This window comes from Polynucleobacter sp. GWA2_45_21 (assembly GCF_001830325.1).
Classification (GTDB): Bacteria; Pseudomonadota; Gammaproteobacteria; order Burkholderiales; family Burkholderiaceae; genus Polynucleobacter.
Map to the genome: position 1 here is coordinate 113625 of NZ_MHZG01000001.1, position 22086 is coordinate 135710.

Genomic DNA, 22086 nt, shown 5'->3' on the forward strand with positions numbered 1-22086 from the left:
CACCTTAGGAGAGATCTAAACGTGAAATATCCACTCTTAGAAAAAATGATTGACGAAGCTAGGAGCGATCTACCCCTGGGAGTCGTCTACCCCCTTAGTGCACCAGCTCTAGAAACTGTTTTTGATCTTATTAAAAGACAGTTGTGCACTCCAATTTTGATAGGCCCTAAAAAAGATATTGAGGAGCTTGCAGCAATTGAAAAGCTCTCATTGGACGGCATACAGATTGTCGATACACCTAAAGATCCAATCTTAGCAACCAAGAAGGCAGTTGAGATGGTGAAAGAGGGGAAGTTAGCCGTGTTGATGAAGGGTTCTTTGCACACCGAAGATCTTATGGGGCCAATTGTGCATCGAGATGGGTTGCGCACCAATAAACGCATAAGTCATCTCTTTTTGTTTGAACTTGCCCGTTACCACAAGCTGCTTGGCGTCACTGATGCTGTTGTGAATATTGCGCCTAACGCTCAACTCAAAAAAGAAATCCTAGCCAATAGCTTAGATGCCTTTAAGAGATTAAGTATTAGCAATGTCAAAGTGGCGATCATTGCTGCGACCGAAGTTATCAACCCAGCAATGCCTTCAACCACCGATGCAAAAGTGATTGTTGATGAACATACAGCTTGCCCGATTTTTCCTGATACGGTTATTGAAGGTCCATTTGGATTTGATAATGCAATTTCTGCCCAGTCAGCAAGAACAAAGGGGATTTCCTCAAAGGTTGCAGGAGATCCTGATTTGTTGCTAATGCCTGATTTACAGGTCGGCAATATCCTCTATAAGTCTTTTGTGTATATGGCAGATGCTGAATGTGCTGGGACCATTCTAGGCGCACAAGTTCCAATCACACTGACCTCCAGATCTGATTCTGTTTTTTCTAGAGTGGCATCTACAGCGATGGCCATTTTGCTTGCTAAAAACCCTCAATAATTGAAAAGACCATGTTTAAAATATTTTCTAGCGATCCCGTGCATGACCCGATTAATAAGGAAGCACCAGCAACGGAGATCAAAAAAACAACCTGCTATATGTGCGCTTGTCGTTGCGGTATTCGAGCACATCTTCGCGATGGCAAATTAGTTTATATCGATGGCAATCCTGAACACCCTTTAAACCAAGGCGTCATCTGCGCCAAAGGTTCTTCGGGAATCATGAAACAAAATTCTCCTGCGCGCATCACACAGCCACTATTGCGTAAAGCAGGCAGCGAGAGAGGTAATGGTGAGTTTGAGCCTATCAGCTGGGAAAAGGCGTTTGATATTCTGACCGAGCGTCTTGCGAAAATTCGCACTACCGATCCTAAGAAATTTGCCCTCTTTACCGGTCGCGACCAAATGCAAGCCCTAACCGGGTTATTTGCAAGGCAGTTTGGTACACCTAACTATGCAGCACACGGCGGTTTTTGCTCTGTAAATATGGCTGCTGGCATGATTTACACCATTGGCGGGAGCTTCTGGGAGTTTGGTGGGCCAGATTTAGATCAAGCCAAATTATTTGTCATGATTGGCACAGCAGAAGATCACCATAGCAATCCAATGAAGATTGCATTATCGAAATTTAAACGATCAGGCGGTCGCTTTATCTCAATTAATCCAGTGAGAACTGGATACTCCGCTATTGCTGATGAATGGATTCCAATTAAGCCGGGGACTGATGGTGCACTGTTTATGGCCTTGATGCATGAACTTATCCGCCTCGAAAAGTATGATGCTCCATTCCTAAAGCGCTTTAGTAACTCAGCACAATTGGTTTGTATGGATCCGGGGCCGGAAGAAGGTTTATTTTTGTATGACCCTGACTCTGATCCATTAAATACAGATTTACCTCATAACAAATATATTTGGGACGAAAAATCGCAAAGCGCTAAACCTTGCTTTGCACATGAAACAACACCTGCTCTAGTAGGTGAATACGTCATGGGCCAAGGCCCTCACCAAGGTAAAAAAGTAAGCCCTGCATTTGAGCTACTTAAGAGGCAGGTAAGCGAGACAACACCAGAGTGGGCTGCAGCCATTACTAGCATTCCGGCGGAGCGCATTCGCAAGCTTGCTGTTGAAATGGCAGATACCGCATTTGGTCAAGAATTTAAGTTACCGATACAGTGGACTGACTCTTGGGGTGAAAAACACGAGTCCGTAACTGGTAGACCAGTTGCATTTCATGCCATGCGAGGATTATCTGCCCATTCAAATGGATTCCAGACAACCCGCGGTCTGGCTGTACTGATGTCGCTCTTAGGCACAATTGATCGTCCTGGCGGCTTTAGACATAAAGCTCCCTATCCAAGACAGGTGCCTCCTAATGCGAAACCCCCTTCCTCTGAAAACGATATCAAGCCAAATACCCCACTAGCCAAACCTCCGCTAGGATGGCCAACCCAGCCAGAGGATTTAGCACTGGACTCCGATGGTAAACCACTGCGAATTGATAAAGCCTATTCTTGGGAGCATCCTTTAGCTGCACATGGATTAATGCATAACGTGATTACCAATGCAGTGAAAGGCGACCCTTATTCCATTGATACGCTCATGATCTTCATGGCCAATATGTCCTGGAATTCGACGATGAATACCATGGAAGTTCGCGAACACCTCAATACAAAAAGTGATGATGGCGAATTTAAAATTCCATTCTTGGTAGTATGCGATGCATTCCAGTCAGAGATGGTAGATTTTGCAGATTTAGTACTTCCCGACACCACCTATCTCGAGCGCCACGATGTAATGAGTATGCTCGATAGACCGATTTCTGAATTTGACGGCCCTGTTGATTCCGTGCGCATTCCTGTTCTAGAGCCATTAGGAGAATGCAAGCCATTTCAGGAGGTACTTATTGAACTGGCTACCCGCTTAAAGTTCCCTGCGTTCACCACTCCAGAAGGCGAACGTAAGTTCAAGGATTATCCCGACTTTATCACCCGCTTTCAAACCACCCCTGAATCAGGCATTGGGTTCTTAAGTGGCTGGCGCGGCAAAGATGGAGACAAGCCGCTGCGTGGTGAACCCAATCCTAATCAGTGGCAAAGATACGCTGAAAATAATTGCGTCCATCAATATCACATGCCTCCCGAGCATCAATACATGCGTAACTGGAACAAGGGCTATTTGGATTTCTCAAAAGAGAATGCTCTGCGCCAGAAAAATGATCCAATCATGATTGCGATCTACTCAGATATCTTGCAACGCTTTAGATTAGCATCCACTGGAAAGCGTCCAGGCGCACAACCTCCAGAGCACCTCAAAGCACGTATTTATAAATACTTTGATCCACTACCTTTCTGGTATCCGCCACTTGAAGATGAGGCAACAGACCTCAGTAAATTTACACTCAATGCAATTACTCAACGTCCGATGGCAATGTACCACTCATGGGACTCACAGAATGCCTGGCTAAGGCAAATACATAGTCATAACTATCTATACGTCAACACCGCTACCGCACTCAAGAGTGGTATTGCTGATGGGGCATGGATGTGGATTGAGTCCCAATGGGGAAAGGTTCGTTGCATGGCAAGACACTCAGAGGCGGTTGACCCGGGAACAGTATGGACCTGGAATGCCATCGGCAAAGCAGAATCTGCTTGGAGCCTTACAAACGATGCAGATGAATCTAAAAAAGGATTTCTGTTAAACCACCTCATCTCAGAAGAACTTCCATTGGGCGGCTTTACTGTCAGCAATTCCGACCCAATTACTGGACAAGCTGGCTGGTATGACGTCAGAGTTCGGCTGGCTCCAGCGGATGAGAATGAACCAAAAGAAACTTGGCCACAAGTAAAAGCATTTGAAGTTCCTGGTATGGCCCTCAAAAAAATGGGCGAAATAAAATGAGTAAAAAAAATAAACAGCTAGCTCTCGTTATTGATTTAAATGTGTGCGTGGGATGCCATGCGTGCGTCACCTCTTGTAAGGAGTGGAATACCTCCGGCTCAGCAGGTCCTTTGACTGATCTCAATGCTTATGGGGCTAGTCCAAGCGGCACCTTCTTCAACCGAGTCCAAACCTTTGAAGCAGGCACTTTTCCAAATACGCAAACAGTCCACTTTCCAAAATCCTGCTTGCATTGCGAAGAGCCTCCATGCGTCCCTGTTTGCCCTACAGGTGCAAGCTATAAGCGTAAAGAGGATGGCATTGTTCTAGTTGATTACGAGAAATGCATTGGCTGTAGCTATTGCTCTTGGGCCTGCCCTTACGGTGCGCGCGAGTTAGATCAAGAGCGTCAGGTCATGACCAAGTGCACGCTCTGCGTAGATCGAATCTATAGCGAGACCTTGCCAGAAGCTGAAAAAAAGCCAGCTTGCGTACTCGCCTGCCCTACCAGTGCGCGTATCTTTGGCGATGTCCACGATCCAGAATCTGCCGCCAGCAAAGCAATAGAGGAGCGTTCAGGCTATTCACTCATGCCTGAATGGGAAACTCAACCAGCCAATCACTATTTACCGCGCTCAATTATGGAAACCATTGATGCAGCAAGGAATGACAAATAATGCGTCCACAATTTTCAATTATTTTCTTTACCACCTTGGCCGGCATGGCTCAAGGCCTGTTATTTTTTATAGCGCTAGCAAACTTGCATAGTCAAGCCATCCCCAGCATCTTTCTCACCATTCTTGCTCTACCGGTTGCCTTTGTGTTGCTGACTTTAGGTTTAATAGCCTCATTCTTTCATTTAGGCCACCCTGAGCGGGCGTGGCGCGCTGCCATGATGTGGAGAACCTCCTGGCTCTCAAGAGAAGTTATCGCTCTACCCGCAGTAATGGCCGTAACTGCAGTAATTTACTTTTATGCAGGCGTTAGCGAAGTACCTCGGCTATTATGGTTTGCCCTTCTTTTCACCACACTGGCTCTTTGGATATGCACCGCAAAGATCTATCAATGTATTCGCTTCATTCAAGAGTGGTCACATCCCACTACCTTAGCTAACTTCATCTTGCTGGGAATGACTTCTGGCTGGATTTTGCTAGAGCTGTTGATTGCACTATGGGGTGATACCTCTGTTAAAATGATTGACGCTCCACTTTCTATCATCGCGCCCTCACTGTTATTTCTGTCATTTAATCTGAAACTCTGGATTTGGAGCCGCAACCGCAAACTTAAACCAAAGTCGAATTTAGCTACAGCGACCGGGATCAAAGGCTCCAATATTCGTCAAAGCTCAATGGGGCTCATGGGGGGCAGTTTTAATACTCGCGAATTCTTTCACCATCAAACGGATAAAGTGATCGCCAATTTACGCAAAACTATTTTGCTCTGCGCCTATATCATCCCGATGGCATTAATGGCGTATGCGATCACATCATCCAACTCCTTAGTGATTGCATTGGCATTACTTATTAACTACCTAGGTTTACTTGCCGAAAGATGGATGTTCTTTGCGGAGGCAAACCATCCACAAAATTTGTATTATCAGCGAGTCTCATAAATACACCGGATGCCGATGGATCAATTCGCCATACAACTTATCCACGGAAGAACCCATATATCGCCCAAAAGACTGGGTAACCCTGGCCCCAGCGCATCTCAAAAAGAAACTATCCTCTTGGCAGCTAATGCCGCCCCTGATCACGGCAGAAGGGTGCCATGGCGCTTCATTGAGATTCAAGAAAGTAGTCGCCCCGTACTAGGAGAAGTCTTTCGCCAATGCCTACTGGATCGTGATCAAGAAGCCAATCCAATACAGCAACAAGAAGCACTTGATAAGGCTTATCGTGGCCCACTGCTCTTACTGGCAGTAGCAAATTACAAGGACAGTAATGAGGATATCAGCAAGCAAGAAAAGCTGATATCTCTTGGCTGCGCTATTCAAAATATTCTCTTAAGTACTTATGCCTTAGGATATGGCTCTGGATTATCCAGTGGCAGAGCCTTACAGAGTGATCGCATTAGGGCGCTATTCAAACTCATGGATGAGGAAGAGCCAATCTGCTTCATTACTATTGGAACTGTAATAAAAAATAAGCCCTACCGTATTCGGCCGAACTTATCTGAGTACCACTCAACTTTTTAGATCAACCCTAAAGCACCTCAACCGTTTGGTTTTTGGTATCAATTCGCAACCTGTTTCCACTAGCAATAGCCTGCGTGATATCACAATCAAAACCACTTAGCATAGGTATGCCAGCATGCGCTGCACCTTGAGCCAAGATTGGATTCACAGCATTAAAAATAATGGCTGATGGACAAAGATCTCTGGACTTCATTTCGAAGAGCATCCAGGCGCTTGCCACGCCGCCTTTAGCAGCATCCAGCACTAAAATTTTATCTTTATAAGACTGGCCAAATAGCTTATGAGCAGGTCGTGAAAACACACCCTTTAGGCGATCTAAATCATAGCGAGCTGAAAATCCATCGGATGCACTGAGGCATTCGCCCTCAATACTCTCGCCCTGAGCATGTTTCGCCTTATATATTTTTGCACTCACTTAAGTCTCCCAGTTACGGCTGCTTGAACACAGTCTTCCATTGAAGCCAACATCGGCGTATAGCCATAGCCACCCAAAATATTAACTATCTTTGCACTATTCGTTGCCAATACTTTCCAGCCATTTGTCTCAGCAATTTCTCGCGCATAAGATTGGTAGAAACACATACCAGAAAATACCGTGCCACCAGCACTTTCAATCATGTCGGTATAGCCCATACGATCGGAGTCAGGCTTCACTTGTGGGCTTGTCATTGCAAGCAAGGGTTTGATAAATTTTTTCCCATTACATAGCTCTGCAATACTCTTCATTTCCATTAGACTTAATTGCGGGGCCGAGAAAACAACCACATCAATCTCTTCCGCAATCCGATATGAGCTTTGTAGGCCCATCACCTCTTCTTTAGTAATGATAATCTCCGGGAGATGTAAATATTCAAGATCTCGGGGGCGCAATGCCTCAGGCGTCACACCCAACACATGAAATAGAGCTGTAGAACCAAAGCTGGCCATGGCTGCGCCGAAGTGTTTCATAGCATCAGAACCCGGATGACCCTCAATCCCCTCAAGTAGCGGCACCGACCAATAGTTGCCCGATTTTTTGCCGATCAATCCACCTAGTGCACCCCATTCATTTAAGGTCTGAGGAGTCCATAAAGTTTTGAAACGATGAGTTGGTCTACGATGTTCATCCAGGTGATAGCCGTAACGTGGCGTTCTGCCGGTAAGACCCGCTGCTAATGCAGAAGGACCGCCCTCAAAATTAGAGCGGGCACCACAAACACTATTTGAGTAAATAACAACACCAGTGTCGCCAAACGCTAAATGCTCACCATATACAGGAGCCATAATTGTTTGATAATTAATACAGGTATCAGTCATCGATACCCCAATTTTCACAAAGGCATCGATTGCACGCCTTTCCAGCTCAAGCATTTTTTCAGTTTGGCCTAATTGCTTTGCCTTAGTGAAATCCGTACCCCTTGGGTCAGTAATAGTTGGAATGCGAACTATTCGGTCTGCAACAGAGTTTTTCGCTAGACTCTCCAACCATTCAACACCCGCCTCGCCCAGACTCTCGGTATCAGCCATAATGTGAGCCTGAGATACAGCAACCATGTCTTCAGCCCCAAAAAATTCACCTACCTTGATTTGATGTTGAATTGCGGTCTGCCTGACCGGACCCAACTCCCCAGCCAGCATTGCCTTTTCTTCTGCGTTAAGTTTCATTTTTTCTCTTTTTTACTATTAATCAATAGTGGCACCGGAGTCCCGAACTACCCTAGCCCACTTAGCAATTTCACTAGTTTGAAAGTTAGCCAAACTCTCCTTAAAGTCAGTGTTAGGCTGGACGCCCAAATTTCCCAAGCGCTCCTTAAAGGCGGCTGATTGCGCGACCTTCTCTGCATCAATTCTCAAAGTTTTAGTGATTGGTTCTGGTAATTTTGCGGGGGCAAATAGAGCCCACCATGCAGTTGATTCAAATTGTGGATAACCTAACTCGGCTACAGTAGGTATGTTTGGTAACAAAGGTGAGCGAGTCTTACTCGTTACCGCTAACGCGCGTAATTTTCCAGAGGTGATATGCGGCAATACCGACTGAATTGGGTCAAAAACTAAAGGTATCTGATTCCCAATCAGATCGGTTACTGCGGGCGCACTTCCTTTATAAGGAATATGTTTCAGCTTAATTTGTGCTGTTGATTCAAATAGAGCGCCAGTTAAATGCCCTGGAGTTCCATTTCCAGCCGATCCATATGCGATAGTTTCAGGTTTTGAACGAGCCTCTGCAATCAACTCAGCGAGTGTCTTGATTCGCTCGCTTGAGTTAACCACAATAACAACCGGAGCCGAGGCCACTAAAGCAATAGGTGTGAAATCCCTGGTCATGTCATATGGCAGCTGTTTATACAAACTACCATTAATGGCATTGGTACCTACCGTTCCCATGAATAAGGTGTAGCCATCTGGCGCCGACTTAGCAGCTAGATCAGCCCCAATGGAGCCGCCAGCACCACCCTTATTCTCAATAACGACCTGCTCTTTTAAGCGTTCACCCAAAAGCAATGCTAATGGTCTAGCAACAATATCGGTCGGACCTCCAGGGGGAAATGGCACGATCAAGCGAATCGGCTTACTTGGGTAGACTTGCGACATTGCATTACCTGCAAGCACAAGCAATCCAAGATATACCAAGAAATATTTAAAACCCTTTATTGCTAAGTTATTCATAGCGATCGATCTATATATATGGGGACAGGCTTTACTCTACTGCACGATTTAATTAATGTATATTTATATTTAATTAACTTAAATATAAGTTTTACTTATGAATATAAATCAGATCGATTTGAGACTTCTCCGTAGCTTTATTGCTGTTGCTAGGACTGGCAACTTTGTAAAAGCCTCTGAGATCTTAAACATTACCCAGTCCGCTCTTTCACAACAAATGAAAGAATTAGGGGCCCATCTCGACCTCCCAATTTTAGAAAAAAAGGGGCGTAGTTTAGTTTTGACAAATTTCGGAAATGATTTACTTAATAAGATAGAGCCATTACTAGGCCAGATTGAAGAAGCGCTTCTGCAGACCTCTGATCAAGATCAAAATATTGCGGGCACCTTGCGTGTAGGAGCAACAAATACTTATTCCAAAATAATTGCTCTACCAACTAGCATGGAATTATTAAAAGAAAATCCAAACCTCAAAATTGAGTTGCAGGAGTTATCTGCGCAGAGGGTTTTAAGGGAGCTTTTAGAGGGCGCCATTGATATTGCAATCCTGCCTCAAGACTACCAATTTGCCGAACTTTATTGGCACGACCTTATTACCGAGCAATTCTCAGTGATTGGAACCCCTGTTAGCATCGAGAAGTTGCCAAGAAACATCACAATTAAATCCCTGTCAAGTTATGAACTGGCGGGGCTTAATAGGCAATTTTTAATGCGCCAAAAAATTGACGCTCAAGCTCGAATGGAGGGGGTTTCCTTAAACTTTCGAATGGAGGTCTCGACCATGGGAGCCCTCTTAGAAATCGCCAAATCCGGCGAGCTTTTGGCATTGGGCAGCTCAATTGCTTTGGCAAATGATAAAAAATTATGCGCAAAAGCAATTAAGGGTAATTTTTTAACAAGAACCGCAGCCGTTTGCTGGAGAAAGACAAAGTTCGTCACAAGCGCAATGAGCGCGTTCCAAGAAAAAGCTACTGAAATCGCAAATTTACTTCAATCTGAAATCAGTAAAAGAAAAGGTCCAGCTTAGCCGGACCTTTACCTTGCATAGGAGCTAACTTATACGTAGTCTTTGTACTTATCCAAGAAACGTACTGGCTTAGATAAGGCATCGCGACGGAATGGATCACCAAGCTCACGAGTACACATAATCTCGATGACACAAGTCTTGCCCTCATTCATCTGCATTTCAACTGCTTTCTTGAGTGCTGGCCCAACTTGATCAAGCTGATCAACCACGATACCTTCAGCGCCCATAGATTGAGCAATACCAGCAAAACTTGGGCTCTCGAGCTCACCTGCTACAAAGCGACGGTTATAGAAATCTACCTGATTCTTTTTCTCAGCACCCCACTGACGGTTATGGAACACAACCGCAGTAACAGGGATGTCATGACGAACGGCAGTCAAAATTTCAACCATGCTCATTGCCCAGGCACCATCTCCGGCATAAGCGATTGCAGGACGATTTGGCGCTGCTGCCTTAGCTCCAATAATAGTCGGCAATGCATACCCGCAATTACCAAAGCTCATTGGGGCGAAGAAACTACGTGGCTTTTCAAAGCGAAGATAACTATTGGCAACGGAGTTGATATTGCCAATATCGGTAGACACCATTACATCAGCGGGCATAGCCTTCTCAAGCTCACGCAGAACTTGACGTGGGTGCAAGTAATGACCGCCTGTTGGAGTCACCTCTTTTTTCTGCTCTTCAATCATGTCCAAGCTGAATGAGTCTTTTTCATGAGTCCACTCATCCAGCTCCTTTTCCCATGCAGCTTTTTCAGCTGCAATCGTTTTGGCGCGCTCTGCTTTGGTTGCATCGCAGACCAACTTCTTACCCTCCAAACGCTTAGTTAATGCAACTGCAGCTGCCTTTGCATCACCACAAATACCTACGGAAATTTTCTTCACCAAGCCGAGCATCTTATTATCAGCATCAATCTGAATGATCTTGGCATTTTTTGGCCAGTAGTCCATACCATGCTGTGGCAGTGTGCCAAATGGTCCGAGACGTGAGCCCAATGCAACTACTACATCAGCCTGAGCCATCAACTTCATTGCAGCCTTAGAACCTTGATAGCCAAGGGGACCGCACCATAAGGGATGGCTAGCAGGGAAAGAATCGTTGTGTAAATAACTATTTACCACTGGGGCGCCAAGGCGCTCAGCAAACGCCTTGCATTCCTCAACTGCATCGCCCATCACTACGCCACCGCCAGAAATAATTACTGGAAACTTTGCGTTAGCCAGGAGTTCTGCCGCCTCATCCAAACTCTTTTCGCCACCAGGGCCCCGATCAAGGCGATTAGGCTGTGGAATCTCGACTTCGATTTCGCCATAAAAATAATCACGCGGAATATTCAACTGCGTTGGACCCATCTCTGATAGGGCACGATCAAAACAACGGCCTGTAAATTCAGCCATGCGCTTAGGGTTGTTAACATGACCCTGATATTTTGTGAACTCTTCGAACATTGGCAGTTGATTGGCCTCTTGAAAGCCTCCCAAACCCATACCCATTGTTCCCGTCTCAGGCGTGATGATTACCACGGGACTGTGCGCCCAATAAGCAGCTGCAATTGCGGTAACGCAGTTGCTAATACCAGGGCCATTTTGTCCGATCACAACACCGTGATTTCCGCTAACACGCGCATAGCCATCAGCCATATGTGCCGCGCCCTGCTCATGAACAACTGGAATCAAGCGAATCCCGGCCGGCGCAAAAATATCCATCGCATCCATAAACGCGGAACCCATAATTCCAAAAATATCTCTCACCTTATTAGCGACCATAGTCTCCACAAACGCTTCGGAAGGGGTCATTTTTTGTGGGCCGGTAGGCAGATTGGCGCCAGACTTAGACATAAAGCTCTCCTAGGTATTCAATTAAACGGAACATTTTGTTCTACAATCTGAATAATAATAGCGTATTTTGAGTAAAGTCAAGCATATAAACCCCAATATGGAATATATTTCACAACATATTAAGACTTTTAAAGGTAAGGAAATGGCTGAACACGCTTCTTCAATAGATTTAATGGGCTTACAGCCTGAAAAGTGGGTTTCCCTGCATGCCGCCTTTCCGGAATGCAGAAGCTTTGCTGATTTTGAGATCCCAGCATTCAACCAAACCAGCGAACTTGTACCCGGAACTGATCCAAGCTACCAACTTAATCCAGAAGCAACATTGGCGATACTGGCGGGGTTTGCCTTCAATCGCCGAGTCATGCTGCAAGGTATGCATGGCACTGGGAAATCAACCCATATAGAGCAAGTGGCAGCTAGATTAAATTGGCCTTGCTTGCGCATTAATCTAGACGGTCAAATCACCCGCATGGATCTCATTGGCAAAGATGTTATCAGTCTAGAAGATGGCAAACAAATCACTCGCTTTCAAGAGGGGCTAGTACCGTGGAGCTTGCAACGACCTGTTGCACTCATTCTTGATGAATACGACGCAGGTCAACCAGATGTAATGTTTGTCATTCAGAGAATGTTAGAACGCGAAGGTCGCCTCACCTTGCTTGATCAAAATAGAGTAATTAATCCCAATCCCGCATTTCGTATCTTTGCTACCAGCAATACTGTTGGTCTTGGAAATTGGAATGGGCTATATCAAGGTACGCAACTATTAAATCACGGTCAAATGGATCGCTGGGATATTGTTGCTGCCTTAAATTATTTAGAGCCCGAAGAAGAAGAGAAAATTTTACTCGCCAAGGTTCCTGAGCTGACAACAGAAACTGCTAGTCAAATGATTGCCTTAGCTAACCTAACCAGAAAAGGCTTTGAAACTGGGGACATCTCAACACTCATGTCTACCAGGACTCTGATTACATGGGGGGAAAACTGGCGCATCTTTAAAAATCTACAACTCAGTTTTAATTTAGCGTTTGTAAATAAATGCGAAACCGAAGAAAAAATATTAGTAGCCGAATACTATCAGCGCTGCTTTGCAGTCGAGTTCCCTATTAATCCAAACTAAACCACCAACAGCGACAAACCTTGCAAACCGAATCTCATGATGCAGTAGTGCTACAAGATAGATATAGCGCTCTTGTGCGCTCAATATCAGGAGATGAGCACCTTCAAATTCGAGATTGGCACCTCTTTCGCAAAGGCTTAGCCATAAATACCCTTGCGCCACATCTCAATCTAAAGCATCTATATACCTCTTGGGCAAATCCACGAGGAATTCTGGATGGCATTGCATTACGCCTCAGATACTCAGACCAGGATCTTCATTCAGCACTTTCCCCAAATGGCCTAGTCGAATCGTTAGTATTTGAAGTGCTTGAACAAATCCGAGTTGAAAGCATCTGCCCTATGGAGCTAAAAGGTAGCAAGCAAAATATAGAGAGTCAATTTATTGCTTGGATGCAAGAGTTTATGGCGAATGGCGGGGTAGAGGGCAGTATTGGTCTTTTATTGCTTTCGATTTTTTCTACCGCCTGGGTCAAACTGAACCATCGACCACTTCCACAGCTGATGCAAGATATTGTGGAGACAACTCGAGCGGGTCTCGCAGAGACTGTTGGGCATCATCTGGTTCAGCTCAAAACGGATCAATTTGACCAGGCTAGCTATGCAAAAACTGCACTTGAGATAGCCAAGCTGGTTTCTCACTTAATCGAAGATGAATATCAAAAAATTACAAGCATTAGCACAAAACAAAAAAATATTAGCAATAGTTTTTTGAAGATTGAATGGGCCCAGCCTCCAATACAGAATGCAAATTTAAAATATTCGCAGCATCCAACAGCTCAAACTTCAAAACAGTCCTTGGTTCATGCACTAGAAAGATATACGGTATTTAATACTAGCTACGATATTGAAACTGAAGCTAAAAAGAAAATTCGCCCAGCACAACTTGCAATCTATCAACATCAATTAAATGAGGCAATTAGCAATCTCAATATTCCATGGGGAAAACTAACAAAATACTATCAAAGCATTTTCCTTTCGAAGACACTAAAAAAATGGGAAAACTCCGAATCTGAAGGGTTAATAGATCGACGCTTCTTTACCCGGATTGCAACAGCCCCACTTGATCCGGTGATATATAAGCATCCATCCCAGAAAATAGAGTCTTTGGGTAGGGTGAGCCTGTTAATCGATTGTTCTGGCTCCATGAAAGAGCAACGAGAAAAGATTGCTAGCTGCGTAGACGCGCTTGTAAGAATATTAGAACAAGCACATATTCAAACGGAGGTATTGGGATACAGCACCAGCACTTGGCAAGGGGGTCGTCCCTTCAAAGAATGGCGACGTAGCGGTCAACCCCCTAATCCTGGACGCCTCAATGAGCGCGCCCACTGGATCTTCAAAGACTTTCATACCAATTGGCGTAGAGCTAGACCAGGAATCGCTGCGCTACTTAGACCAGAAATCTATGCTGAAAGTATTGATGGAGAAGCATTGTTATGGGCTGCAGAACGCCTACTGAATAATGGCGGCAAAAATTCTATCAATAAAAAACTTATTTTATTTTCTGATGGATGCCCAATGGATAGAGCGACCATTGAGGCAAATGGTGAGTACTTTCTAAAAAATCACCTATTACAGGCTATTGAGTGGTGCAATGAACAACATTATCTAGAGCTATGGGGGTGTGGGATCGGTGAGGAATTAAGGTCATTCTTTCCAAATCGCCTAAGCTGGGATCGAGAAAATGAAAGCCCACTAGAAAGTCTACTTCATTGGGCGGAAGAGCTAAAAACCCGAAAACCCTAGGCTACTAACTCGCTAAAATATTCGTACTGAGTTGTATTGAGGGTTGATATACGCCACTCTATCGGATCATCCTGAAGACCCAAAGCCACTCTGCGAATCATTAAGACTGGCGAATCCGCATTCAAGCCAAGCCATTCAGCATGTTGCTTTCCAGCAAGACCAGCGCGAAGACGCTCACTACTACGGACAACCGTCTGACCATACTGCGCTTGATACATTTGATAAATACTTCCAGTTCGATCAATAAAGTCTGAGCGAGTAAGATTTTTAAATCGCTTCTTATCCAAAGTAATCTGATCAATCATGACGCATCGCCCCTCCAAAGAAAGGCGATTCGTAATCCTCCAGACTGGGGTGCCCTCTTTGATTTGTAATTTACTAGCCTCTTCTTTATTTGCAGTAGCGCTATTGAGAGAAGCGAGTTCAACCTTGGGATACACCTTTTTTTCAACATCATGCTTCACAACATGAAAAAAATAATACAAAAGTCTTTTGAGATCATGCTCAACAACATAGGTTCCCCTGCCTTGGCGACGGACCACAATACCTTCCGCGACCAACTCGTCCACCGCTTTGCGCAGGGTTCCTATAGATACATCTAACTCTTTCGATAAATCCTTTTCAGCAGGCAATGCCTGCCCCATAGGATAACGACCCCTGACCAGATCTTCGGTGATCTTTTGCTTTACTTCTTGATAAGCGGCCAGGGATTTCATTACTAAGTCTTAAGCTGATTCGTATAAACGAGTTAATACGAACTCACGGTGACCGAGAATCTCAGAAGCAGTCAACTCACCATCAGCTGTGCGCTTTAAGCAGTCCAATAGCTTGTTGCCTGCATCATCCATATTCTCTTCACGACGCAATAAGCCGGACACGTCAACGTCAATGTGCTCACCCATCGTACGAACAGTCTTTGGATTTGCGCAAATCTTAATTACCGGAAGAATGGCATTACCAATCACGTTACCCTGACCTGTTGGGAAGAAATGGGCTGCGAAACCAGCTGCAGCACACAGAGTCACCATTTCAGCTGCTGCTGATGATGAATCCATAAAATGCAGTCCAGGAATCTTTGGCTCTTCACCCTTATCAAGCACGCTATCCACAATACATTTTTTACCAATTTTTTGGATATTGCCGAGGGCTTTCTCTTCGATAGTTGTTAAACCACCTGCAATATTGCCTTTCGTTGGCTGAGAGTCAGATAAATCGCTTGTCTTATGACGCTCAATCACATCCTGATAGCGGTCAAACATCTCGCGAAACTTTTTCTTTACTTCAGGAGTGCGGCAACGCGCCTCAACCAAGTGCTCACCACCAGTCAATTCTGTTGTTTCGCCGAAAACTAATGTAGAGCCAATTTCATAGAGTTTGTCGAATGCATCACCAACGGTTGGGTTTGCACCGCAACCAGAAGTGGTATCGGACTCACCGCACTTAGTAGACACCCACAATTCTGATAAAGGTGCGGACACACGTTTTTGCTTAGATGCATGCTTCATCATGCTGTAGGCAGCTTTGCTTGCAGAAGCAATAGTTGCGGTGTCGCCATTACCTTCAATCCAGAAACCTTCTACCGGCTTGCCAGAAGCTTTGATGCCGTCTACAACAATCTTTGTCCACTGTGGCTCAATACCAATAACTACGACAGCAGCTACGTTAGGGTTGCAGCCAGTTCCAATTAAGGTGCGGAAATGCAAATCTAAGTCAGCTCCGAACTGCAAACGACCATAGGAATGCGGGATTGCCATTGCACCTTTAATGTTGTTTGCTACTGCTTCACAAGCCGCGTTAGACAAGTCATCTAAAGGCAAAATCAATACGTGATTACGAATACCCATGCGGCCGTTTTCACGGCGGTAACCTAAAAAGGTCGCGTCTTTCAAATTAGTCATTTTTTATATCTCTTTCAATGAATAGGTAAATAAGGTGCCGGATTACCAGCGCTTAGTTTTTACGTTTTGGACGTGAAGGTGCTCGCCTTTTTTGATTGGAGCTACCACCTTGCCAATATCAACGCCGTATTTCATCACCGTGTCACCTGGCTTGAAATCGTTCAATGAAATTTTGTGACCAATAGGAATATCACTTTCAGACTTAATGTTTAAGGTGAGATCGCCATCCATGACCCAACCAATTAAATCAGTTCCAGCTTTTACACCCTCAACTACTACTACACCTACGCCATCTGCTGGCTCATGCACGACAAAGTGGATCATTACTATCTCCTCAATAATCTCGTTTAAAAAAACTACTTAGCCCATGACTGGCGAATACCAGCCTGAATTTCCTCTACAACAACATCCGAAACTGTTACGCCGTCTTTAAACCCTGCTTCGCGCCGTTGAAAACGACGCTGGCCAGGGAGACGAGTTCCCGCATCAGCACTCAATACCTTCAAGAAGTCTTGAATACGACTGGCAAAAACAGCTGGGCCTGCCAAGCCTGGATCAATAGCCAATATCAACTGACCAATTCGCGGGCGATTACCCTTGGGGTCAAAAAAAGAATCTGCCTCATATGAAAACCGGCTGCCCGAAAGTCCAACCACTAGCAACTCAACGATCAAAGCAAGCAAAGCGCCCTTATCTCCACCAAGCGGAACCATTAAGCCCTTTAGGCCTTCTTGTGGATCAGTGGTTGGCTTGCCTTCAGCGCTCAAAGCCCACCCCTCTGGAATCTGTTGGCCATTTTTTGCTGCAACCAATAATTTTCCACGAGCAACCGCAGAAAGCGACATGTCAATCACCAATGGATCGGCGCCAGCAATTGGAAAAGCCGCAGCCAAAGGATTGGTCCCAAAAATTGCTTTTGCGCCACCAACCATAGGCATTGCTGCTGGAGTATTCCCAAACAGCAGAGAAATATAACCAGCTCGTGCTGCAGCTTCAACGTAATGGCCCGCAACCCCAAAATGATTGCTATTGGTGACTGCCACCAAACCCAAGCCATTGCTCGAAGCTAAATTCACCGATAAGTCGGTAGCAAAACGAAGTGCTGGAAAAGCCAACCCATCACGCGCATCAACCAAAGCGGCTGAGGTCTTAAATGGCCTCACCTTTAACTTGGGAGCTAATTCAATACGCCCATTTTTAGCATGTCCAGCGTATTGAGCCACTCTCGTTAGACCATGCGATGCAAGGCCGTCTAGTTCAGCCAGAGCCAAAAATTGAGCTGTTTCATGCGCCGCTACCGCATCTATGCCGGCAGCTTTGAGGCCCGAATCCGCTAAAGCGAGTATTTCAGGGTATGTGAGATTCATGCTGGCGCTTTGCAATCAAGAACAATCAAAATCAATCCTGTAAAACACAGGGTTTTAGAGGCTTGACTTAAATGAATGTTAGGGATCAAAATAGGATGCATATCTGAATCATATAGATGATTTAGATATCTTGCAAGAACCAATTCATTGTGCAGCGCAACGAATGTAAAGTGGTGCTACATGATGGGTGGGGGAGACAGTAGTGACGTATAAGCATATAACTAATAAATAGCAATAAAGCGTATTTTTTGATAACAAAGTAGCTAAGATATAAAAATCAAATTACCACTGGAGGTCACCAATGTTTAAGATTGAAAAATATAAGTTAAGTCGACGTTTAGTTTTACTAGTCGGCGCACTTACCCTTGCACTACCGCAGCTAGCAACAGCACAATCTTGGCCCACCAAGCCAATTAAATTAATCATTCCCTTTAATGCAGGGGGAACTACTGATATTTTGGGCCGATTATTAGCCCAGCAGTTAACTAAGGATTTAGGTCAAAACGTCATCGTTGAAAACAAAGGTGGTGCTGGTGGCAATATCGCAGCTGAATTTGTTGCCCAGTCTCCAGCTGATGGCTACACCATCATGCTTGCCTCAGGCAGCATGCTCACCGTGAACCCGAATCTCTACAAAAGATTGCCCATTAATTACAGCAAAGATTTTGTAAACATCACCAATGTGGCTAGCGGTCCAATGATGCTTTCTGTAAGCAATAAAATTCCCGTTAAGAATTTAAATGAGTTCATCACCTACGCGAAAACTAAAGATCTCAATTTTGGATCTGCAGGCATTGGCAGCCAAGTACACATGGCCGGTGAAAATCTCACCTACGCTGCAAATATCCCAGCAACTCATGTGCCTTATAAGGGCGAGTCTGCTGCCATCAATGATTTAGTTGCGGGTCAAATTGACTTTATGGTTGGTAACCTCACCGCCGCAACTGGCTTTGCAAAGAATGGACAAATCAAGCCTATTGCAGTTACTAGCGCTAAGCGTGTTAAGCAACTCCCTGATGTCCCTACTGTTGCAGAGAGCGGCATCCCTGGATTTGAGAGCACCGGCTGGTTTGGATTAGTAGCTCCTGCAAGCACGCCTAAGGCTATTACCGATAAGATCTATGCCGCGACAGTAAAGGCGGTTAACTCTGAAGCAATGAAAAAGAGTTTGGATCTAAATGGCCTTACTGCTGTTGTAAACACTCAAGATGAATTTAATGCCCAAATTAAAGCAGAGTCTGCCAATTGGGAAAAAGTCATTAAAGGTCGCAATATCAGCCCTCGATAACGATCCGGTAAATAATAAAAAAGCGAGGATGAATCCTCGCTTTTTTATTTACTGCTATCGAATTATGCAATCTGCCTAATCAACAGAATTGCACCAGCAAATAGCAAGATTAAACCGTAAGCGAAGCGCATCATTGCATTACTCAACTTAGTATGGACATGTGTGCCAGTCCATATTCCCAAAAAGGCTACTGGCATCAGAAGTACTGCTAAACCCACCACTTCCCAACTTAATATCAATCCAGTTACCAGCATCAGAATCAGTCGCAAGAAGGTCAACATAAAGATGGCAAATGCCATTGTTGCGCGCAATACTTTGGGATTATTAATGCGAAGACCCAGGTAAGAAACGTAGAGAGGACCTCCGGTAGCAAAGAGAGCGGTAAATGCACCCCCCAAGAATCCAAGGGGTAGCGCCCACCATTTACTAATGGGGTCTCTAATTTCGACATTCCTCTGGATGAGAACCCTCATTCCATTGACTGCCGCAAATAATCCAAGAATCAATAACAAAGGTTCGCTGGGGGATTTAACCAGCAAGAAAATACCCAAGAACATCCCCAAGACACTAAAAGGAAAGAGCCATTTAAGCTCTTGCATATCAGCATCACCTGAGGACTTCCTGCCAACATATAAAGAGGCGAAAATGTCCACCAACACCATCATTGGCACGACTACTTTTAAAGGGTACATCTGAACCAGTAGTGGGACTGCCACTATTGAGGATCCAAATCCTGACACCCCAAAGATAAAGAATGCACATAAGACTATTAGTGCTGCCAGCGCAAATGAGAGTGGCTCTATTAAATCAAAAATAATTAGCTCTCAACTAAGATCGTCTCGCCTGGCTTAATCATGGTGAATTGGACTGGTCTTTTTTCAATCTTCAAACCCTGATCGCCTAACTGCACCGCCGTGAAATAAGAGCTTTCTAATGGTCCCGGCTCCGGATAATCATCGCGATAGTGAGCTCCTCTTGAATTTTCTCGCGCAAGAGCCGCTTCAGTTACTGCCTTACTCACCAGAATCAAATTACGTAAATTCATCCAATCCTGCCATGTAATGCTGTACTGCCTCTGAATGTCGCCGACACCTATTTGATCTAGCTGTTGACCCAGTTCATCTAATTTAACTCGAGCCTGAATCAAATTTTCCTTGCTACGGGAAATTCCAACATCGTCCCACATGCACTCCGCCAGAGCATCGCGAATCATTTCAATATCACCTGCGGGTTTCTTGAGAGGAGATTCGTGAGCTTCAATACTAGCTAGAACCTCTGACATATTGCACTCTTGCAAAGATTGTGAAGTCACCCACTTGGCCATCTCTTCACCCGCAATACCGCCATATACAGTGGAATTAGCCACCCCATTACCGCCCAAGCGATTAGCGCCATGCACCCCACCAGTATCTTCACCAGCAGCAAATAATCCCGGCAACTCTGTGCTGCAATCTTTTTTAAATACTAGGCCACCCATCATGTAGTGCGCAGTTGGCACCACCTCCACCAAGTCGCCAGCAAGATCAAATCCACTATCAGCGCAACGCTCCACCATACCCTTAAATTGCTGACGGACATTATCTGGTCCTAGATGACTCATTTGAATATAAACACCACCATTAGGCGTTGCTCTACCAGCCCGAATCTCTGAGTTAATCGATCTCGAAACAATGTCTCGTGTAGCACGCTCATTACGAGGATCATAGTTACCCATAAATCGCTCATGATTGCCATTGAGTAAATATCCGCCTGCACCACGCAGACCTTCCTCAAGAACAGTGCCAGTCATCCTAGTTCCAGGCCCTGCTAACATTCCTGTTGGATGGAACTGCACCATCTCCATGTCACGCAGAGTAAGGCCTGCGCGTAGCGCCATAGCCAAGCCATCACAACTCTTATCACCTGAAGGGGTGTGATACTTATACATAGTAGGTCCACCACCCGTAGCTAAAAGGACTGCCTTAGCGCGTACGAGAGTGAACTGGCCAGTTTGCATGTTGAGCATTAGGACGCCAGCAAGGGATTTGCCATCTGTACTATGAATCAATTCAACAGCCCTGTGCTCCTCGAGACGATGAATACCTCTTGCCCATACTTGCTCGGCAAGACGATTAATAATTTCAATTCCAGTTAAATCACCCTTGTGCACTGTGCGATCAAAGGTTTGTCCTGCAAATGCTTTTTGATGCACAGTCCCATCTGGATTGCGATCAAAAAAACAACCGAGTTCATTCTCCAGCTCATGAATACGTTCTACAGCCTTACTGACCAAAGTCCATGCAAGCTCTTGATCGGATAACCACTTGCCACCCTCAATCGTGTCCATAAAGTGACGCTCTACAGAGTCACCTTCAGCCAACGCTACGTTGTAACCACCCTGAACCATGCGGGTACAACCGCACTTCCCAAGTAAGCCCTTCACAGCTATCGTGATGTGAAGATTTGGATTGGTTTGATGTGCATGCAAAGCTGCAAACAGTCCTGCGCCACCAGAACCCAGAATCAGGATGTCCGTTTCAAGCGTGGCGATATTCATGATGTAATTCCTAGGCTCTTCAATACAGCCTCTTTATTACGAGCAACATCACCTTTAACTTCTTGATAAATACTTCCGCCATGACTATCCATCGCCACTAGCAGAGGGCCAAAATCTTTAATCTTGAAACGCCAGAGAGACTCTGGATTGAGATCATCCATATCTACGTCTTCAATCTGCTCAATCCAAGTTGTCTCAAGCGCTGCTGTACCACCAATAATTGCAAGATACACGCCGCCAATCTCCTGAAAGGCTGCCGCAGATCCTTCGCGCATGCCACCCTTACCAACAATCATGCGAACGCCATTTTCAGTCATTAATGGGCGGGTAAACCGCTCCATGCGATCAGATGTAGTAGTGCCAATACAAATAGCTTGGTATCCAGCTGGAAATTCTTTGCTAACAGGAACTTTGCGTACATTAGGTGCCGTATGGATGACAGCATGGCCACTCAAATCAAATCGAGTTTTCCGACCTTTATCAAACAAGTGAATCTGTGTTGCATCCCGAATACCAAATAAGGTATTTTGCAAAGTGACCGTGTCATTAATGCGCAGTTTACGAATATCAGCCTCACTCACGGGTGTTGGAAGATTGTAATGAGCCATTGCT

Annotated in this window: 20 protein-coding genes; 9 read left to right on the forward strand and 11 right to left on the reverse strand. The window is 45.0% G+C overall.

All coding sequences use genetic code 11. From position 1 onward, the window contains the following. Positions 1-21: 21 nt before the first annotated feature. From A2X74_RS00530 to A2X74_RS00550, 5 genes are read left to right on the forward strand one after another with little or no spacing between them, the layout of a single operon-like run. A complete protein-coding gene (locus A2X74_RS00530; protein ID WP_293627340.1) occupies positions 22-930 on the forward strand; it encodes a bifunctional enoyl-CoA hydratase/phosphate acetyltransferase in 909 nt (302 codons plus the stop codon). 11 nt (positions 931-941) lie between these two features. Further along, on the forward strand, positions 942-3830 hold the full coding sequence (locus A2X74_RS00535) for a molybdopterin oxidoreductase family protein (protein WP_293627342.1): 2889 nt from the start codon (positions 942-944) through the stop codon (positions 3828-3830). Further along, positions 3827-4486 (forward strand): 4Fe-4S dicluster domain-containing protein, encoded by a 660-nt coding sequence (locus A2X74_RS00540; protein WP_293627344.1) that lies wholly within the window; start codon positions 3827-3829, stop codon positions 4484-4486. Before A2X74_RS00535 ends, A2X74_RS00540 begins: the two co-directional genes overlap by 4 nt. Further along, complete coding sequence (locus A2X74_RS00545) at positions 4486-5421, forward strand: DmsC/YnfH family molybdoenzyme membrane anchor subunit (RefSeq protein WP_293627346.1); 936 nt, start codon at positions 4486-4488, stop codon at positions 5419-5421. Before A2X74_RS00540 ends, A2X74_RS00545 begins: the two co-directional genes overlap by 1 nt. A gap of 15 nt (positions 5422-5436) precedes the next feature. Further along, a complete protein-coding gene (locus A2X74_RS00550) occupies positions 5437-6006 on the forward strand; it encodes a nitroreductase (protein WP_293627348.1) in 570 nt (189 codons plus the stop codon). 7 nt (positions 6007-6013) lie between these two features. On the opposite strand, the gene A2X74_RS00555 is transcribed toward A2X74_RS00550, so the two are convergent. Genes A2X74_RS00555 through A2X74_RS00565 form a run of 3 tightly spaced genes read right to left on the reverse strand, consistent with a single transcriptional unit; the run spans position 6014 to position 8652 of the window. Next, positions 6014-6421 (reverse strand): DUF126 domain-containing protein, encoded by a 408-nt coding sequence (locus A2X74_RS00555; protein WP_293627350.1) that lies wholly within the window; start codon positions 6419-6421, stop codon positions 6014-6016. After that, entirely contained in the window at positions 6418-7650 is a 1233-nt protein-coding gene (locus tag A2X74_RS00560; RefSeq protein ID WP_293627352.1) for an aconitase X catalytic domain-containing protein, read from the reverse strand. The genes A2X74_RS00555 and A2X74_RS00560 overlap by 4 nt, the downstream gene beginning before the upstream one ends. A gap of 18 nt (positions 7651-7668) precedes the next feature. Continuing rightward, positions 7669-8652 carry a tripartite tricarboxylate transporter substrate binding protein gene (locus A2X74_RS00565; RefSeq protein WP_293627354.1) on the reverse strand — a complete coding sequence of 328 codons (984 nt, stop codon included), beginning with the start codon at positions 8650-8652 and terminating at the stop codon, positions 7669-7671. A gap of 97 nt (positions 8653-8749) precedes the next feature. Here A2X74_RS00565 and A2X74_RS00570 point away from each other — a divergent pair, with 97 nt between their 5' ends. Further along, positions 8750-9679 (forward strand): LysR substrate-binding domain-containing protein, encoded by a 930-nt coding sequence (locus A2X74_RS00570; protein ID WP_293627356.1) that lies wholly within the window; start codon positions 8750-8752, stop codon positions 9677-9679. Between the two features lie 29 nt (positions 9680-9708). On the opposite strand, the gene xsc is transcribed toward A2X74_RS00570, so the two are convergent. After that, positions 9709-11517, reverse strand: a complete 1809-nt coding sequence (xsc, locus tag A2X74_RS00575) for a sulfoacetaldehyde acetyltransferase (RefSeq protein WP_293627358.1) — start codon at positions 11515-11517, stop codon at positions 9709-9711. A gap of 142 nt (positions 11518-11659) precedes the next feature. Here xsc and A2X74_RS00580 point away from each other — a divergent pair, with 142 nt between their 5' ends. Next, the gene (locus tag A2X74_RS00580; RefSeq protein WP_293627360.1) at positions 11660-12637 is read left to right on the forward strand and encodes a MoxR family ATPase; all 978 of its coding nucleotides are present in this window, start codon (positions 11660-11662) and stop codon (positions 12635-12637) included. 74 nt (positions 12638-12711) lie between these two features. Beyond that, the gene (locus A2X74_RS00585; protein ID WP_299764002.1) at positions 12712-14385 is read left to right on the forward strand and encodes a hypothetical protein; all 1674 of its coding nucleotides are present in this window, start codon (positions 12712-12714) and stop codon (positions 14383-14385) included. On the opposite strand, the gene A2X74_RS00590 is transcribed toward A2X74_RS00585, so the two are convergent. The 4 genes from A2X74_RS00590 to A2X74_RS00605 are packed head-to-tail and all read right to left on the reverse strand — an operon-like array spanning position 14382 to position 17650. After that, a complete protein-coding gene (locus A2X74_RS00590; protein ID WP_293627364.1) occupies positions 14382-15101 on the reverse strand; it encodes a GntR family transcriptional regulator in 720 nt (239 codons plus the stop codon). The two genes, A2X74_RS00585 and A2X74_RS00590, sit on opposite strands and share 4 nt — an antisense overlap. Before the next feature lie 9 nt (positions 15102-15110). Beyond that, positions 15111-16283: a UxaA family hydrolase gene (locus A2X74_RS00595; protein WP_215301361.1), complete on the reverse strand. Its 1173-nt coding sequence runs from the start codon at positions 16281-16283 to the stop codon at positions 15111-15113. Positions 16284-16325: 42 nt separating this feature from the next. Beyond that, complete coding sequence (locus A2X74_RS00600) at positions 16326-16607, reverse strand: SAF domain-containing protein (protein WP_015421504.1); 282 nt, start codon at positions 16605-16607, stop codon at positions 16326-16328. 32 nt (positions 16608-16639) lie between these two features. Then, positions 16640-17650 (reverse strand): Ldh family oxidoreductase, encoded by a 1011-nt coding sequence (locus A2X74_RS00605; RefSeq protein WP_293627367.1) that lies wholly within the window; start codon positions 17648-17650, stop codon positions 16640-16642. A 301-nt stretch (positions 17651-17951) separates the two neighbouring features. Between A2X74_RS00605 and A2X74_RS00610 the strand changes: the two genes are divergently transcribed. Further along, positions 17952-18938: a tripartite tricarboxylate transporter substrate binding protein gene (locus A2X74_RS00610; protein ID WP_293627369.1), complete on the forward strand. Its 987-nt coding sequence runs from the start codon at positions 17952-17954 to the stop codon at positions 18936-18938. Positions 18939-19000: 62 nt separating this feature from the next. Here the strand turns inward: A2X74_RS00610 and A2X74_RS00615 are convergent, their stop codons facing one another. Genes A2X74_RS00615 through A2X74_RS00625 form a run of 3 tightly spaced genes read right to left on the reverse strand, consistent with a single transcriptional unit; the run spans position 19001 to position 22082 of the window. Next, positions 19001-19756: a sulfite exporter TauE/SafE family protein gene (locus A2X74_RS00615; protein WP_363925307.1), complete on the reverse strand. Its 756-nt coding sequence runs from the start codon at positions 19754-19756 to the stop codon at positions 19001-19003. Beyond that, positions 19756-21474: an FAD-binding protein gene (locus tag A2X74_RS00620; protein ID WP_293627371.1), complete on the reverse strand. Its 1719-nt coding sequence runs from the start codon at positions 21472-21474 to the stop codon at positions 19756-19758. The genes A2X74_RS00615 and A2X74_RS00620 overlap by 1 nt, the downstream gene beginning before the upstream one ends. Continuing rightward, entirely contained in the window at positions 21471-22082 is a 612-nt protein-coding gene (locus A2X74_RS00625) for a fumarate hydratase C-terminal domain-containing protein (RefSeq protein ID WP_293627373.1), read from the reverse strand. Before A2X74_RS00625 ends, A2X74_RS00620 begins: the two co-directional genes overlap by 4 nt. Positions 22083-22086 lie beyond the last annotated feature (4 nt).